This is a genomic window from Rhizobium johnstonii 3841, assembly GCF_000009265.1.
GTDB classification, from domain to species: domain Bacteria; phylum Pseudomonadota; class Alphaproteobacteria; order Rhizobiales; family Rhizobiaceae; genus Rhizobium; species Rhizobium acaciae.
The window spans coordinates 4,306,578-4,321,252 of sequence record NC_008380.1 but is presented as its reverse complement, the minus strand read 5'-3'; the positions used below and the strand labels follow the sequence as shown (position 1 = coordinate 4,321,252).

Here is a 14,675-nt window from a genome sequence, read left to right as displayed (position 1 = left end):
CAACAGCGCTGTCATGCGCCGAACCTATCTTCGGGTTGCGGCGCGGGACGAAAAGCCGCCCGCGGCCCCGCGGGCTTCGACAGGAGGAAAGATGATGACGAAGACGCCATCCATGGAAGTTGACCGGTTTGCTGCTGCAGAGCTGCGCGCGACGGCCAATATCTCCAAATCCGCCTCCGGCCTGCCGAAGAAACAAGGCCTCTACGATCCGCGCAACGAACATGATGCCTGCGGCGTCGGCTTTGTCGCGCATATGAAGGGCCAGAAGTCGCACCAGATCGTCAAGGATGGCTTGTTCATTCTCGAGAACCTGACGCATCGCGGCGCTGTCGGCGCCGATCCGCTGATGGGTGACGGCGCCGGCATCCTGGTGCAGATTCCCGACCGTTTCTTCCGCGAGGAGATGGCCGAGCAGGGCATCACCCTGCCGCCGGTCGGCGAATATGGCGTCGGCCATATCTTCATGCCGCGCGATGAAAAGCAGATCGAGCACTTCAAGAAGGTGATCAAGGACGTCATCACCGAGGAAGGTCAGGTCTTCATCGGCTTCCGCGACGTGCCCGTCGACAATTCCTCGCTCTCCAAGGCGCCGGCCATTGCCGCCACCGAGCCGCATCATGTGCAGGTCTTCATCGGCGCCGGCGAGGATGCCGAAAACAACGACGAGTTCGAGCGCCGGCTGTTCACGCTGCGCAAGGTGATCTCCAACCGTATCTATGACGAGTTCGACGGCGAGGAGAGCAATTTCTATCCGGTGTCGCTGTCGTCGGCGACGGTGGTCTACAAGGGCATGTTCCTGGCCTATCAGGTCGGCGTCTATTACAAGGATCTGTCGGATCCGCGTTTCGAAAGCGCGGTCGCCCTGGTGCACCAGCGCTTCTCGACCAACACCTTCCCGTCGTGGAAGCTGGCGCATCCCTACCGCATGGTCGCTCATAACGGCGAGATCAACACGCTGCGTGGCAACGTCAACTGGATGGCGGCGCGCCAGGCGTCGGTCTCCTCGCCGCTGTTCGGCGAGGACATCTCCAAGCTCTGGCCGATCTCCTACGAGGGGCAGTCGGACACGGCCTGCTTCGACAATGCGCTCGAATTCCTGGTGCGCGGCGGTTATTCGCTGGCGCATGCCGTGATGATGCTGATCCCGGAAGCCTGGGCCGGCAACCAGTCGATGGCGGCCGAACGCAAGGCCTTCTACGAATATCATGCGGCGCTGATGGAGCCCTGGGACGGGCCGGCTGCCGTCGCCTTCACCGACGGCAAGCAGATCGGCGCGACGCTCGACCGCAACGGCCTGCGGCCGGCGCGCTACCTCGTCACCGATGACGATCGCGTCATCATGGCGTCCGAAGCCGGCGTGCTGCCGGTTCCGGAGGAGAAGATCATCCAGAAGTGGCGCCTGCAGCCGGGCAAGATGCTGCTGATCGATATGGAAGAAGGCCGCATCATCTCCGACGATGAGGTGAAGTCGCAGCTGGCGACGGCGCATCCCTATCGCAGCTGGCTCAACCGGACCCAGCTCATCCTCGAAGATCTGAAGCCGGTGGAGCCGCGGGCGCTGCGCCGCGACGTGTCGCTGCTCGACCGCCAGCAGGCCTTCGGCTACACGCTCGAGGACACCCGCATCCTGATGTCGCCGATGGCGACGACGGGCCAGGAAGCGATCGGCTCGATGGGCACGGATACGCCGATCTCGGCGATGTCGGAAAAGCCGAAGCTGCTCTACACCTATTTCAAGCAGAACTTCGCGCAGGTGACCAACCCGCCGATCGACCCGATCCGCGAGGAACTGGTCATGAGCCTGGTTTCCTTCATCGGGCCGCGGCCGAACATTCTCGACCACGAGGGCGCGGCGAACGCCAAGCGGCTCGAGGTTCGCCAGCCGATCCTGACCAATGGCGATCTCGAGAAAATCCGCTCGATCGGCCATACCGAAGACCGTTTCGACACCAAGACGCTCGATTTCACCTATGATATCGAGCGTGGTGCCGAAGGCATGCCCGAGATGCTCGACCGGCTCTGCGAGCGCGCGGAAGCGGCCGTCAAGGGCGGCTATAACATCATCGTGCTCTCCGACCGCCAGATCGGGCCGGACCGGATCGCCATTCCCGCGTTGCTCGCCACAGCTGCCGTGCATCACCATCTGATCCGCAAGGGGCTGCGCACATCGGTCGGTCTTGTCGTCGAGACCGGAGAGCCGCGCGAAGTCCATCATTTCTGCCTGCTCGCCGGCTACGGCGCCGAGGCGATCAACCCTTATCTCGCCTTCGACACGCTGCTCGACATGCATGCCAAGGGCGAATTCCCGAAGGAAGTGGATGCTTCCGAAATCGTCTACCGCTACATCAAGGCGGTCGGCAAAGGCATCCTCAAGGTCATGTCGAAGATGGGCATCTCGACCTACCAGTCCTATTGCGGCGCGCAGATCTTCGATGCGATCGGCCTGCAGTCGGAACTGATCGACAAGTATTTCTTCGGAACCGCGACGATGATCGAAGGCGTCGGCCTCGAGGCAATCGCCGCAGAAACCGTCGCCCGCCATAATGCGGCCTTCGGCACCGATCCGCTTCTTGCCACGACGCTCGACATCGGCGGCGAATATGCTTACCGCATGCGCGGCGAAAGCCATGCCTGGACGCCGGATGCGGTTGCCGCCCTTCAGCATGCCGTGCGCGGCAATGCCGAGGACCGCTACCGCGAATTCGCCGATATGGTGAACAATTCGGCGCTGCGCATGAACACGATCCGCGGCCTCTTCAAGATGAAGAGCGCCGAGGCGCTCGGCCGCAAGCCGGTATCGATCGACGAGGTCGAGCCGGCGGCCGATATCGTCAAGCGTTTCTCGACAGGGGCGATGTCCTTCGGCTCGATTTCCAGGGAGGCGCATACGACGCTGGCGATCGCCATGAACCGGATCGGCGGCAAGTCGAACACCGGCGAGGGCGGCGAAGAATCCGACCGCTATATACCGCTGGCCAATGGTTCGATGAACCCGGAACGTTCGGCGATCAAGCAGATCGCCTCGGGCCGCTTCGGCGTCACCACCGAATATCTCGTCAATGCCGACGTGTTGCAGATCAAGGTGGCGCAAGGCGCCAAGCCTGGCGAAGGCGGCCAGCTGCCGGGTCACAAGGTTGACGCGACGGTTGCCAAGACCCGCCATTCGACGCCGGGTGTCGGCCTGATCTCGCCGCCGCCGCACCACGACATCTATTCCATCGAAGATCTGGCGCAGCTGATCTACGATCTGAAGAACGTCAACCCGACAGCCGATGTCTCGGTCAAGCTGGTCTCGGAAGTCGGCGTCGGCACGGTTGCTGCCGGCGTCGCCAAGGCGCGCGCCGACCATATCACGGTCGCCGGCTTCGACGGCGGCACGGGTGCGTCGCCGCTGACCTCGCTCAAACATGCCGGCAGCCCCTGGGAAATCGGCCTTGCCGAGACCCAGCAGACGCTGGTGCTGAACGGCTTGCGTTCGCGCGTCGCCCTGCAGGTGGACGGCGGCCTGAAGACCGGCCGCGACGTCATTATCGGGGCGCTGCTTGGAGCCGACGAGTTCGGCTTTGCCACAGCGCCGCTGATTGCTGCCGGCTGCATCATGATGCGCAAGTGCCATCTCAACACCTGTCCGGTGGGCGTGGCGACCCAGGATCCGGTGCTGCGCAAGCGGTTCAAGGGCGCGCCGGAGCACGTCATCAACTACTTCTTCTTCGTCGCCAACGAAGTGCGCGAAATCCTCGCTTCACTCGGCTTCACCCGGCTTGACCAGATCATCGGCGCCTCGGAGCTGCTGGAGAAGGACGAGATGCTGTCGCACTGGAAGGCGAAGGGCCTCGACTTCAGCCGTATCTTCCACAAGGTCGACGCTCCCAAGGAAGAGACCTTCTGGACGAGCCGGCAGAAGCACCCGATCGACGATATTCTCGACCGCGTGCTGATCGAGCAGGCGCAGCCGGCACTGACCGCCAAGACGCCCGTCGCCTTCGAGGTCGGCATCAAGAACGTCGACCGTTCGGCGGGAGCGATGCTTTCCGGCGAGGTCGCCAAGCGCTTCCGCCACCGCGGGCTGAAGGAAGACACGATCAACGTGACGCTTCGCGGCACGGCGGGGCAGAGCTTCGGCGCCTTCCTGGCGCGCGGCGTCACCTTCAATCTGATCGGCGACGGTAACGACTATGTCGGCAAGGGCCTTTCGGGCGGCAAGATCATCATCCGGCCGCCGGAGAATTCGAGGATCGTGGCCGAGGACTCGATCATCGTCGGCAACACCGTGCTTTATGGTGCGACCGAGGGCGAATGTTACTTCCGTGGTGTGGCGGGCGAACGTTTCGCCGTGCGCAATTCGGGCGCGATCGCTATCGTCGAGGGTGTCGGCGACCATGGCTGCGAATACATGACCGGCGGCGTCGTCGTCGTGCTCGGCGCCACCGGCCGCAACTTCGCGGCCGGCATGTCCGGTGGTGTCGCCTACGTGCTCGATGAAACCGGCGATTTCGCCAGCCGCTGCAACATGGCGATGGTCGAGCTCGAGCCGGTGCCCGAGGAGGACGACATGCTGGAGAAGCTGCATCATCACGGCGGGGATCTCATGCACAAGGGACGGGTCGACGTCTCAGGCGACATGACGCGCCATGACGAGGAGCGCCTTTACCAGCTGATCTCCAACCATCTGCACTATACAGGCTCGGCCCGCGCCACTGAGATCCTCGACAACTGGGCCGATTACCGCCCGAAATTCCGCAAGGTCATGCCGGTCGAATACCGTCGTGCGCTCGAGGAAATGGAGCGCAGCCGGATGGGCATCGCCGCGGAATGAATTGCACCGGACATCTGTCACCTGCTGACTGCAGGTGACGGGTGACGAAAATATCTCGATGACCCGTGACGATCACACCGACGGCGAAAGCTGTACAGATCGCCCGGATGTCTTTCAGGGGATATGGTCCAATGACGGTCAAGACAAGCAACTTGCCCCGGGTACCGGGACTGACGATAGACAGATTGGCTGCGGTGAGGCGGTCATGAGGGTAAGGGACGAAGATATGGGTAAGGTAACAGGGTTTCTGGAAATCGACCGGCAGGTGGCAAAGTACCAGCCGGCGTCGGATCGTATCCGTCATTTCCGCGAGTTCACGATCCCGATGTCGGACCCGGAAGTGCAGAAACAGGCCGCGCGCTGCATGGACTGTGGCATCCCCTATTGCCACGGTCCGACCGGCTGCCCTGTTCACAACCAGATCCCCGATTGGAACGACCTCGTCTACAACAACAACTGGGAAGCGGCGATCCAGAACCTGCATTCGACCAACAACTTCCCCGAGTTCACCGGTCGCGTCTGCCCGGCGCCCTGCGAGGAAGCCTGCACGTTGAACCTCGAGGATGCGCCGGTCGCCATCAAGACGGTCGAACAGGCAATTGCCGACAAGGCCTATGAGCTCGGCTTCATCCGGCCGCAGCCGGCCACGGTCCATACCGGCAAGAAGGTCGCCGTCATCGGCTCCGGCCCCGCCGGCATGGCGGCCGCCCAGCAGCTCGGCCGCGCCGGCCACGAGGTGCATCTCTATGAGCGCGAGACCAAGCCGGGCGGCCTGCTGCGCTACGGCATTCCCGATTTCAAGATGGAGAAGAACTTCATCGACCGCCGCGTCGAGCAAATGAAGGGCGAGGGCGTCACCTTCCATTGCGGCGTCAATGTCGGCGTCGACGTCAAGGTTGAGCAACTGCTCATCGATCACGACGCCGTGCTTTACTGCGGCGGCTCCGAGACGCCGCGCGAGGCGGGCATTCCGGGCACCGACCTTGCGGGCGTGCATGATGCGATGCCCTATCTGGTGCAGCAGAACCGCCGCGTCGGGCGCGAGAACATCGATAGCGTCGGCTGGCCGTCGGACCCGATCCTTGCCGGCGCCAAACATATCGTCGTCGTCGGCGGTGGCGATACGGCTTCGGACTGCGTCGGCACGGCGTTCCGCCAGGGCGCCGTCAAGGTCACCCAGCTCGACATCCGGCCGCAGCCGCCGGAGAAGGAAGACAAGCTTGCCGTCTGGCCTTTCTGGGCGACGAAGATGCGCACCTCTTCCTCGCAGGCCGAGGGCGCCGTGCGTGAATTCCAGGTGGCCACTCTTGAATTCGTCGGCGAAGACGGCGTGCTGACCGGCGTCAAGTGCTGTGAGGTCGACGAGCGCCGGCGGCCGGTTCCAGGCACGGAATTCGTCATCCGGGCCGATCTCGCCTTCATCGCCATCGGTTTCCGCGGGCCGTTCACCGGCAGCGTGCTGAAGGAACTCGAGGGCAAGCTGACGCTCAACACCGACAAGCGCGGCTCGACCAACGTTGTCGCCAACGACCGCGACTACAAGACTTCGGTCGACAAGTTCTGGACGGCGGGCGACGTGCGCCGCGGCCAATCGCTGGTGGTCTGGGCGATCCGTGAAGGCCGCCAGGCGGCGCGCGCGATCGACGAGGAACTGATGGGCTCGACCGTCCTGCCGAACTGAGCGTCAGCCGCACACCTTTCCGAAGACACGAACTCCGCCCCTCCGGCGGAGTTTTTTCATGGCGCGCCGCGCTGTAGTGCGACCGCTTGACGCGGCCCCAGGCAATGCCGGGAAGCGAGATTTTCCGCCGGACGCGGGCTCAGAAGGAGCCGGCCACCTCGCGCGGCCTTTTCACTTGACCGAGACTTCGGCCGGCGCCTTTGCCACAGGCAGGCGGTAGTCATCGACGCGGCCGGGAGGTGCTGGCGTCATTTCGCCCTGCTCGACCAGCAGGTCGCGCGGCGACCGCGTCAAGGCCACAGGCGGCGGCCTGGCGCCGAGAAGCTCCGTGCCGCCGTCGAGATTGGGATCGGAGAGGCTGATCGGCACGGTATGTTCGACCGGATTGGCGGGAAGGCCGAGGCCGGGCAGATTGCTGGAGTCGAGGCGTACCAGATCGGGGCTTGCCTGCGTGCCGAGAAGACGCCGCGCCGGTTTTTCCACATAGAAGGCGAGCTTGCGCCGGCCGGCCTGGGTAAGGTTGATGCCATCGGAGGTGCGCAGGCGCACCTGCTGGCCGTTCACATCCGAACCGGTGACGATGAAGTTGCCGTTTTCGTCGACGAAACCATCCCAGATATCGACGAATTCACCGCCGATGCTTTCGACCTGGTTGCGGTAGAGCTGGTTCATCTGGACGGCATCGGCCGTCATCGAATCGGATTCGAAGGCGGGAAGGCCGACCCAGAGCAGCGGGATCTTGCGGGCGGTGACCTCCTTGCCGAAAGAAAGGACACGGCGGCGGTATTCGCTGAACCAGCCATCGGTGCGGAATTTTTCCTTGGCGGTGTCGGTCACCATCTGCTGGCGGTCGTTGGCACCGATCATGACGACGACCATTGCCGGCTTCAGCTCGTCAATCATCTTCGGCAGCTGTTCCGGCCAGTCGTAATAGTCGTCGCGGACAAGACCCGATGAGACGTTGCCGCGGGCTTCGACGACGACGCCCGGCGAGGTCTCGAAGGCGGCGGTGAGGCCGTCGCCGAGGCCGCTGGCCAGGAAATCGCCGACGATCAGGATCTTTCGGGCGTCGGCAAGCTTCTGTACTGCCGGCTCCTCCTCCTGTACGGGAGCGCGGACCGGCGGTGCGGTGCGGGTATTGACGATGGCTTTCTGGGCCGGCGGGCGTTTGCGCTGCTGGCGTCTCGGCTGCTGGACGTCAGGGGCCTGCGGGCCGTCGTCGAGATAGCGCCGGCCAAGGAAGAAATCGAAGATCGACCGGCGCTGATAGCGCTGCTCCTGGGCTTCGGCGACATGAACTGGCGCAGACACGCCAAGGCATAACGAGACCGCCGCCAAGGCGAGCACCAGCCAACGGATTTTACGGGTCCGATCAGTTTTCTTCGTCATGGGCAGTTCCGCATCTGCCTGCATCTTGCACGCAGGGTAGGCCAGCGTCCACTCCCACTATTATCTAGGTCACGGTTCTGCCTGTTGTAGAGCATCATGCCGAAAAGTGTGTGGGGTTTCGGGCGATATCATGCCCTACTTCCTTGATTCAAATGCGGATTGAGATTTCTGGCCGGTCCTGCCGGGATCGTCCCGATCTAGCGGCGCAGTGCGTTCAGAAGCGGCAATGAGGGCTCACCGTCCGGCTGCATGCCGATGCGCGACTGCACGGCCGATATCGCCGCTTTCGAACCCGAGCCGAAATTGCCGTCGACCTCGCCATTGTAATAGCCGAGCGTCTTCAGACGGGTCTGCAGCTCGAATTTCTCGGTGATGTCGAGTGCGCCGTCCGGGCGCGGCCAACGCTGTAGCACGCCGCCGTAGCCGGCGATCTGGTCGGCCAGCAGGCCGACGGCAAGCGCGTAGCTATCCGAGGCATTGTAGTTCTTGATGGTGTAGAAGTTGGCGGTCATCAGGAAGCCTGGGCCGCCGGCTCCGGCCGGCATCTTCAGCACGGCTTTGGTGGCGCTCTCGCGGAAGGCCTTGCCGTTCGGGCGTGTCAGGCCGAGTGCCGCCCATTGGGCCAGCGTGTGGCTCTTGCCGGCCTGCTTGGCGGCCGCTGCGGGAACGACGACCTCATAGCCCCAGGTCTTGCCGGTATCCCAGCCGTTCTTCATCAGGAGATTGGCCGAGGTCGCCAGCGCGTCGGGGATCGAGTTCCAGATATCGCGATGGCCGTTGCCGTCGGCATCGATGGCATAAAGCAGGTAGCTTGTCGGAATGAACTGGGTGTGGCCCATGGCGCCGGCCCAGGAGCCGGTCATCTCGCGTGCCGGCACGTCGCCGTTCTGCAGGATCTTCAGTGCCGCGACCAGCTGCTTCTTGGCGAATTTGGCGCGGCTCGGATCGGCATAGGCAAGCGTTGCCAGGGCGCGCGGCACGTAGTGCAGCCGGTCGTCCTTGTCGAGGACTGCGCCGTAATTCGATTCCATCGACCAGATGGCCAGCAGAATGGTCTTGTCGACGCCAAAGCGCTGCTCGATCGCAGCGAGCGTCCTTGCGTGCTTGGCGGCCATCTCGCGGCCGATCTTGACCGTATAGGGATTGACGCGACTATCGACATAGTCCCAGATCTTCGAGGTGAATTCCGGCTGGTAGGCAGCCTTTTCGAGCACGGTCGGATCGGGCTCGCTCACCCCGGAAAAGGCCTTTTGATAAGTTGCCTTACTGATGCCACTCTGAGCGGCAGTCTGGTAAAAATCCGCGATCCATTTCTGGAAGCGGGAATCAGCTTTCGCGTTGTCGGGGACCAGTGCCACCTGGACGGCGACAACGAGGGCGAGAGCAAGACCACGAAGGGAGTTTTTGTGATTCTGGGTCATCGACAGTCGTATCCGTCATCTTTAGTTTCTGGTGCAGTGGGGCATCACGTCCGCCCAGACCCGAGACTACAGGAACGGAGTCAACAAATTCTTTACCATGGCGGTCCGCTGCGGTCACCATTTGCAAAACAGTAGCAATTCTATACTAGTTAAAGCTAAAAAGCTCTATTTCCAAAGCGATATGATCGAAGCAGGAGGCCGGGTGTGGCTCAACACAACAAAGTTCGTAAAGCAGTATTTCCGGTTGCCGGATTGGGAACGCGATTCCTGCCGGCGACAAAGGCTGTTCCGAAGGAAATGTTGACCGTCGTCGACAAGCCAATCATTCAATATGTCGTCGATGAGGCGATTGAGGCGGGGATCGAACATCTGGTCTTCGTCACCGGACGCAACAAGCACGTCATCGAAGATTATTTCGACATTCATTTCGAGCTGGAGCAGACGCTGCGCGAGCGCGCGAAAAAGGCGGAAATTACGCTTCTCGCCCAGCAATTGCCGAAGGCCGGCACGGTGAGCTTCACCCGCCAGCAGGAGCCTCTCGGCCTCGGCCACGCCGTGTGGTGTGCGCGTGAGATCGTCGGCGACGAGCCCTTCGCACTGTTGCTGCCCGATATGATCATGAAGGGTGACAAGGGCTGCATGAAGGGCATGATCGACCTCTATGCCCAGAGCGGCGGCAATATCATCGCCGTCGAGGAATGCGCGCCGGATCAGGCGCATAAATACGGCATCGTCGGCGTCGGCGAGGCGATCGGCGACGGCTTCCGCATCACCGGCATGGTGGAAAAGCCTGCCAAGGGGACGGCGCCTTCCAACTTCTTCATCAACGGCCGCTATATCCTGCAGCCTGAGATCTTCAAGATCCTCGAAACCCAGGAGCGCGGCGCCGGCAACGAGATCCAGCTCACCGACGGCATGTTGAAGCTGCTGAAGGAACAGGATTTCGCCGGGTACCATTTCCGCGGCGCGACCTACGACTGCGGCGCAAAGGACGGCTTCATCCTGGCGAACGTCGCCTTCGCCCTCGAACGCGCCGATATCCGCCCCTCCGTCGAAGGCGGCTTCAGGGAACTGCTTGCCGGCCTGAAATAAGTTGCAGATTCAATGCGATAAAGCGCCGCGTGTCCTAACGGATGCGCGGCGCTTTATTTTCCGACATTCTTAGCGTTTCAGCTTGAGACCGACGCCGGCTCGCCATTGCTGCGAGTCGCTGCCTTCCTTGCGCGTCGTCAGCTCGTAGCCGAGCGTGCTGGTCAGATCGAGATAGCGGTTGATGTTCCAGGTCAGGCCGGTTGCGGCGGTATAGACGAGCTCGTCGTTGATGGTGCTGTCCGTGGGATAATCACGCCATATGACCCCGCCGATCATCGTCCCGACCAGATTGTCGCGCAGCTGGTGGGTGACCGTCGTCGTCAGCGCGTGCGAGACGTAGCCGCTTTCGCCTGCCGTGGTCGAGGGCTGGATGCTCGTCTGCAGGTCGAGATTGACATCGGTGCCGCGGATCGGCGACCAGAGCAGGCTCGCATCGAGCGTGGCGGTATCGATCGAGGACAGCCGGCTGTCTTCGAAATCCGCCATCTCGTAGCCGACGCCGACTTCACCCTTCAGCTTTTCGCCGAGATCGACCTCGACGCCTGCCTTGGCGCCATAGCTATGGCCGGAACGCTCGTAACCGGCGGAATCTTGCGTTTCGTCATAGACCGTGCGGCCGATGTTGGCCTCGATGAAGGGGATGAGCGCGGGTGACAGTTCGTAGCCGACACGGCCACGCAACGTGCCCGTCGTCTGATTGCGGTCGCTGAGGGAGACGGTCGTGCCGTCCGAAAGTTTAGCGTCCGAATAGATCGAGCGTGTCAGCGCAAGTGCCGTCGTGCCGCGCAGGATGCCAAAATCGCGCTGGACGGAGGCGCCGGCCGAAAATTCCTGGACGTCCGACTGCTGCGCGGCGTTGGTGATGGCGTCGGGATCGTCCGTATCTTCACGGTAGAAATTATAGCCAGCGGTCAGGTGCGCGGTCGTATCGTCGGGAAGATCCAGCCTGAGATCGCCGTTGACTTTAAAGGAAGGCTGCTCCTCGCCCTCGCCGCTGATATTCCTCTGCCAGGCGCCTTCCGAGGTGACGGTCAGCTGGTGCCGACCCCAGTCGGAAGTCAGTGTCGCTGCCGCATCCGTTTCGAGAAAGGCGCGCCGCTGCCTGGTATTGCCGTCCTTGGTGGTCTCGGTGTTGAGGCTCTGGGTGACGCTCGGACGCAGCACGAAAGTGCCGATCGGAATTCCTGGCGGTTCTGCCGTCGAAGCACTTTCGGCAGCCCTGCGGCGCGGCAGCGTCTCATCCATCGGCGCCTCGCGGGTGTTCAGCCGGCGTATGTCCTCGTCGAGGATGGAGCCGGTAATGTCGTCGCCGGCTTGCGCATCCGGTATGGCGGGCCGCTGCTGGGCATCGTCCGCGTTCGCGGTCGCGCCGTTTGCCGCAGGCGTGGCGGTGTCGCCGGTCTCGTCATGGAAACCGGCTGCGGATGCGGCATTGTTGGTGGCGCGGTTATCCTGAGAGGCGGCGGAGCGGCCGTTTGCCAGCTGCGAGGTGGACTGCGCGAAGGCTGCCGTCTGGCTGAGAAGCAGGATACCCAGCACGGCAAAAGAGACGGCACGGCTCATGGCGCGGAGCGGCGTCACACTGCTCGTCTGTTTTGGCTGGCCCATGCAATTCGCGCCTGACATGCTTTCGGTTCTTACCCAAAGGTAAAGCCTCGTGGTTAATCATTCGTTGCCGGCGGCGGGCGCTGTTCACAATTCGGAAAGAGTGCGGGGTGGACTTGGAAAGTGAAAAGGTCTAACGCAATTTCATGAACAGAAGAGCGATCAACCTCGTTGAAAACAGCGTGCTCGAATCGGCAAAACGCACGATAGAGAGCGAAAGACGCGGTCTTGAAGCGCTCGAACAGGCTTTTGACAATGGATTGGCCGGTCCTTTCACACGGGCCGTTGAAGTCATCGGCGACATCTCCGGCCGCGTTATCGTCACCGGCGTCGGCAAGAGCGGGCATATCGGCGCCAAGCTCGCGGCGACATTCGCGTCAACCGGGACGCCCGCCTTTTTCGTGCATGCGGCGGAGGCCAATCACGGCGATCTCGGGATGATCGCGCGCGACGACGTCGTGCTGGCGATTTCCAAAGGCGGCGAGAGCGCCGAGCTCAAGAGCATCATTTCCTTCACGCGGCGCTTCTCCATTCCGCTGATCGCGATTACCTGCAGCGAAGGTTCCTCGCTCGCGGCCGCCGCCGATATCGTCCTTCTGATACCGAACGAACAGGAAGCCTGCCCCAATGGGCTGGCGCCGACGACCTCGACGCTGATGCAGCTTGCCATCGGCGACGCGTTGGCGGTGGCGCTCCTGGAGGCGCGCGGCTTTACCGCCACGGATTTCCACGTCTTCCATCCCGGCGGCAAGCTGGGCGCGAGCCTGATGCATGTCGCCGATATCATGCATACCGGCGAGCGGCTGCCGCTCGTTGCCAAGGGCACACCGATGCCGGAGGCGATCACGGTGCTGTCGCGCAAGCACTTCGGCTGCGTCGGCGTGCTGGACGAGGATGGGCGGCTCTGCGGCATCGTCACCGAAGGCGACATGGCGCGCAACCTGACGCGCAATCTCGCTGAACTTTCCGTCGACGACATCATGACGCGGACGCCGAAGACGGTGAGGCCGACGGTGCTGGCGACCGCGGCCCTGGCGCTGCTCAACCAGCATCACATCGGCGCGCTGATCGTCATCGACGACGACCGCCGGCCTGTCGGGCTGGTGCATTTCCACGACCTGCTGCGGATCGGTGTCGCCTGATCAGCTTCGTTTGATCAGAATCATTCGATCAGACGGGCTCGACCGTCAGGTCGCGGCCATTGCTCGACACCACCTTCACCTGTGTTCCGACGGGCAGGTCCGGTCCCATCACCTGCCATAGCGTATCGTCGAGGCGGATGCGGCCGCGGCCTTCGCGGATCGGTTCGTGCAGCGTCGCCGTGCGGCCGACGAGGCTCGCGCCACGCTGATTGAGAAAGGGCTCGTCGGTGGTCGCATTGCGCAGCGTCAGCCGGCGGCCGGCGAAGGTCGTGGCAACGGCGAGAAGCGCAAAAAGGATTGCCTGCAACTCCCAGACCCAGAAGGCGCTGTCCCAGAAGAGCAGCGATAGCGCACCGACGATCAAGGCGGCAAGGCCGATCCAGACCAGGAAGAAGCCGGGAACGATCATTTCCGCGGCGAGCAGCACGAGGCCCGCGACCCACCAGCTCCACGGACCGAGTTCGGCTACGATCTTCGCCAGCATGGCTTAACGCTCCTGCTCGGGATTGAAAGGATTGGGGGTCGACGGATTGATAGGCGGCGTCGAGCGCGCCGGTGCGGGGCGCGGACGCGGTGGCACGGGCAGCGGCGTTGACGGGCTGTTGCCGGCATCGCCGAAGACCTCACGGGCAATGGCGCCGATACCACCGAGCGAGCTCAAGATGGAAGAGGCTTCCATCGGCATCATCACGATCTTGGAATTGGGCGCCGAACCGATCGAGGTGAGCGCTTCGGTGTATTTTTGGGCAACGAAATAATTGATCGCCTGAATGTCGCCGGCGGCGATCGCTTCCGAAACCATCTTCGTCGCCTTGGCTTCGGCCTCGGCCAGGCGTTCGCGGGCTTCAGCGTTGCGGAAGGCGGCTTCGCGCTGGCCTTCGGCTTGGAGAATGGCGGATTGCTTGGCGCCTTCGGCCCTGAGGATCTGTGCGTTTCGCGAGCCTTCGGCTTCCAGCACCTGGGCGCGTTTCTCGCGCTCGGCCTTCATCTGGCGGGCCATCGCATCGACGAGGTCGCGCGGCGGCTGGATGTCCTTGATCTCGACGCGGGTAACCTTGATCCCCCAGGGATGCACGGCTTCGTCGACGACGCGCAGCAGCCGGTCGTTGATCGCATCGCGGTTGGAGAGCAGTTCGTCGAGATCCATCGAACCCATGACCGAGCGGATGTTGGTCATGGTGAGATTGAGGATGGCGTTTTCGAGGTTGGAGACCTGATAGGCAGCCTGGGCGGCGTTCAGCACCTGATAGAAGGAGACGGCATCGGCCGAAACCGAGGCGTTATCCTTGGTGATCACCTCCTGGGTCGGCACGTTCAGCACTTGCTCCATCACGTTCAACTTGGCGCCGACGCGCTCGATGAAGGGGGTGATGAGGTTGAGGCCTGGCTCCAGCGTGCGGGTATAACGCCCGAAGCGCTCGATCGTATAGCGGTAGCCCTGCGGGACGGTCTTAATCCCGGCAAAGAGCACCAGGATGACGAAGATGACCAGCACGATCACAACGATGTCGAAACCGCCGAACAGCATG

General features: G+C 62.8%; 9 protein-coding genes. 4 read left to right on the top strand and 5 right to left on the bottom strand.

What is annotated here, in order from left to right; genetic code table 11:
- Positions 1-91 precede the first annotated feature (91 nt).
- The gene (gene gltB / locus RL_RS21080) at positions 92-4,816 is read left to right on the top strand and encodes a glutamate synthase large subunit (protein ID WP_173364447.1); all 4,725 of its coding nucleotides are present in this window, start codon (positions 92-94) and stop codon (positions 4,814-4,816) included.
- A 226-nt stretch (positions 4,817-5,042) separates the two neighbouring features.
- Positions 5,043-6,497: a glutamate synthase subunit beta gene (locus RL_RS21075; protein WP_011653494.1), complete on the top strand. Its 1,455-nt coding sequence runs from the start codon at positions 5,043-5,045 to the stop codon at positions 6,495-6,497.
- A 171-nt stretch (positions 6,498-6,668) separates the two neighbouring features.
- Here the strand turns inward: RL_RS21075 and RL_RS21070 are convergent, their stop codons facing one another.
- Together RL_RS21070 and RL_RS21065 are read right to left on the bottom strand one after the other, a co-directional pair.
- Positions 6,669-7,910 (bottom strand): SGNH/GDSL hydrolase family protein, encoded by a 1,242-nt coding sequence (locus RL_RS21070; protein ID WP_028742250.1) that lies wholly within the window; start codon positions 7,908-7,910, stop codon positions 6,669-6,671.
- 173 nt (positions 7,911-8,083) lie between these two features.
- Positions 8,084-9,307 carry a lytic murein transglycosylase gene (locus tag RL_RS21065; protein ID WP_011653492.1) on the bottom strand — a complete coding sequence of 408 codons (1,224 nt, stop codon included), beginning with the start codon at positions 9,305-9,307 and terminating at the stop codon, positions 8,084-8,086.
- A 204-nt stretch (positions 9,308-9,511) separates the two neighbouring features.
- Between RL_RS21065 and galU the strand changes: the two genes are divergently transcribed.
- A complete protein-coding gene (galU, locus tag RL_RS21060; RefSeq protein ID WP_003542870.1) occupies positions 9,512-10,399 on the top strand; it encodes a UTP--glucose-1-phosphate uridylyltransferase GalU in 888 nt (295 codons plus the stop codon).
- A 69-nt stretch (positions 10,400-10,468) separates the two neighbouring features.
- Here the strand turns inward: galU and RL_RS21055 are convergent, their stop codons facing one another.
- Complete coding sequence (locus RL_RS21055) at positions 10,469-12,007, bottom strand: outer membrane beta-barrel protein (protein ID WP_011653491.1); 1,539 nt, start codon at positions 12,005-12,007, stop codon at positions 10,469-10,471.
- 143 nt (positions 12,008-12,150) lie between these two features.
- Between RL_RS21055 and RL_RS21050 the strand changes: the two genes are divergently transcribed.
- Complete coding sequence (locus RL_RS21050; protein WP_011653490.1) at positions 12,151-13,146, top strand: KpsF/GutQ family sugar-phosphate isomerase; 996 nt, start codon at positions 12,151-12,153, stop codon at positions 13,144-13,146.
- A gap of 28 nt (positions 13,147-13,174) precedes the next feature.
- On the opposite strand, the gene RL_RS21045 is transcribed toward RL_RS21050, so the two are convergent.
- The gene (locus RL_RS21045) at positions 13,175-13,630 is read right to left on the bottom strand and encodes an NfeD family protein (protein WP_003542867.1); all 456 of its coding nucleotides are present in this window, start codon (positions 13,628-13,630) and stop codon (positions 13,175-13,177) included.
- A 3-nt stretch (positions 13,631-13,633) separates the two neighbouring features.
- Positions 13,634-14,674 carry an SPFH domain-containing protein gene (locus RL_RS21040; RefSeq protein WP_011653489.1) on the bottom strand — a complete coding sequence of 347 codons (1,041 nt, stop codon included), beginning with the start codon at positions 14,672-14,674 and terminating at the stop codon, positions 13,634-13,636.
- Position 14,675: the final 1 nt, after the last annotated feature.

What these genes read in the sequence shown, in the direction of transcription:
- gltB (WP_173364447.1), top strand. Translation starts at nt 92, where the DNA reads ATGATGACGAAGACGCCATCCATGGAAGTTGACCGGTTTGCTGCTGCA.
- RL_RS21065 (WP_011653492.1), bottom strand. Translation starts at nt 9,307, where the DNA reads ATGACCCAGAATCACAAAAACTCCCTTCGTGGTCTTGCTCTCGCCCTC.
- RL_RS21075 (WP_011653494.1), top strand. Translation starts at nt 5,043, where the DNA reads ATGGGTAAGGTAACAGGGTTTCTGGAAATCGACCGGCAGGTGGCAAAG.
- RL_RS21070 (WP_028742250.1), bottom strand. Translation starts at nt 7,910, where the DNA reads ATGCAGGCAGATGCGGAACTGCCCATGACGAAGAAAACTGATCGGACC.
- RL_RS21055 (WP_011653491.1), bottom strand. Translation starts at nt 12,007, where the DNA reads ATGGGCCAGCCAAAACAGACGAGCAGTGTGACGCCGCTCCGCGCCATG.
- RL_RS21045 (WP_003542867.1), bottom strand. Translation starts at nt 13,630, where the DNA reads ATGCTGGCGAAGATCGTAGCCGAACTCGGTCCGTGGAGCTGGTGGGTC.
- RL_RS21050 (WP_011653490.1), top strand. Translation starts at nt 12,151, where the DNA reads ATGAACAGAAGAGCGATCAACCTCGTTGAAAACAGCGTGCTCGAATCG.
- RL_RS21040 (WP_011653489.1), bottom strand. Translation starts at nt 14,674, where the DNA reads ATGCTGTTCGGCGGTTTCGACATCGTTGTGATCGTGCTGGTCATCTTC.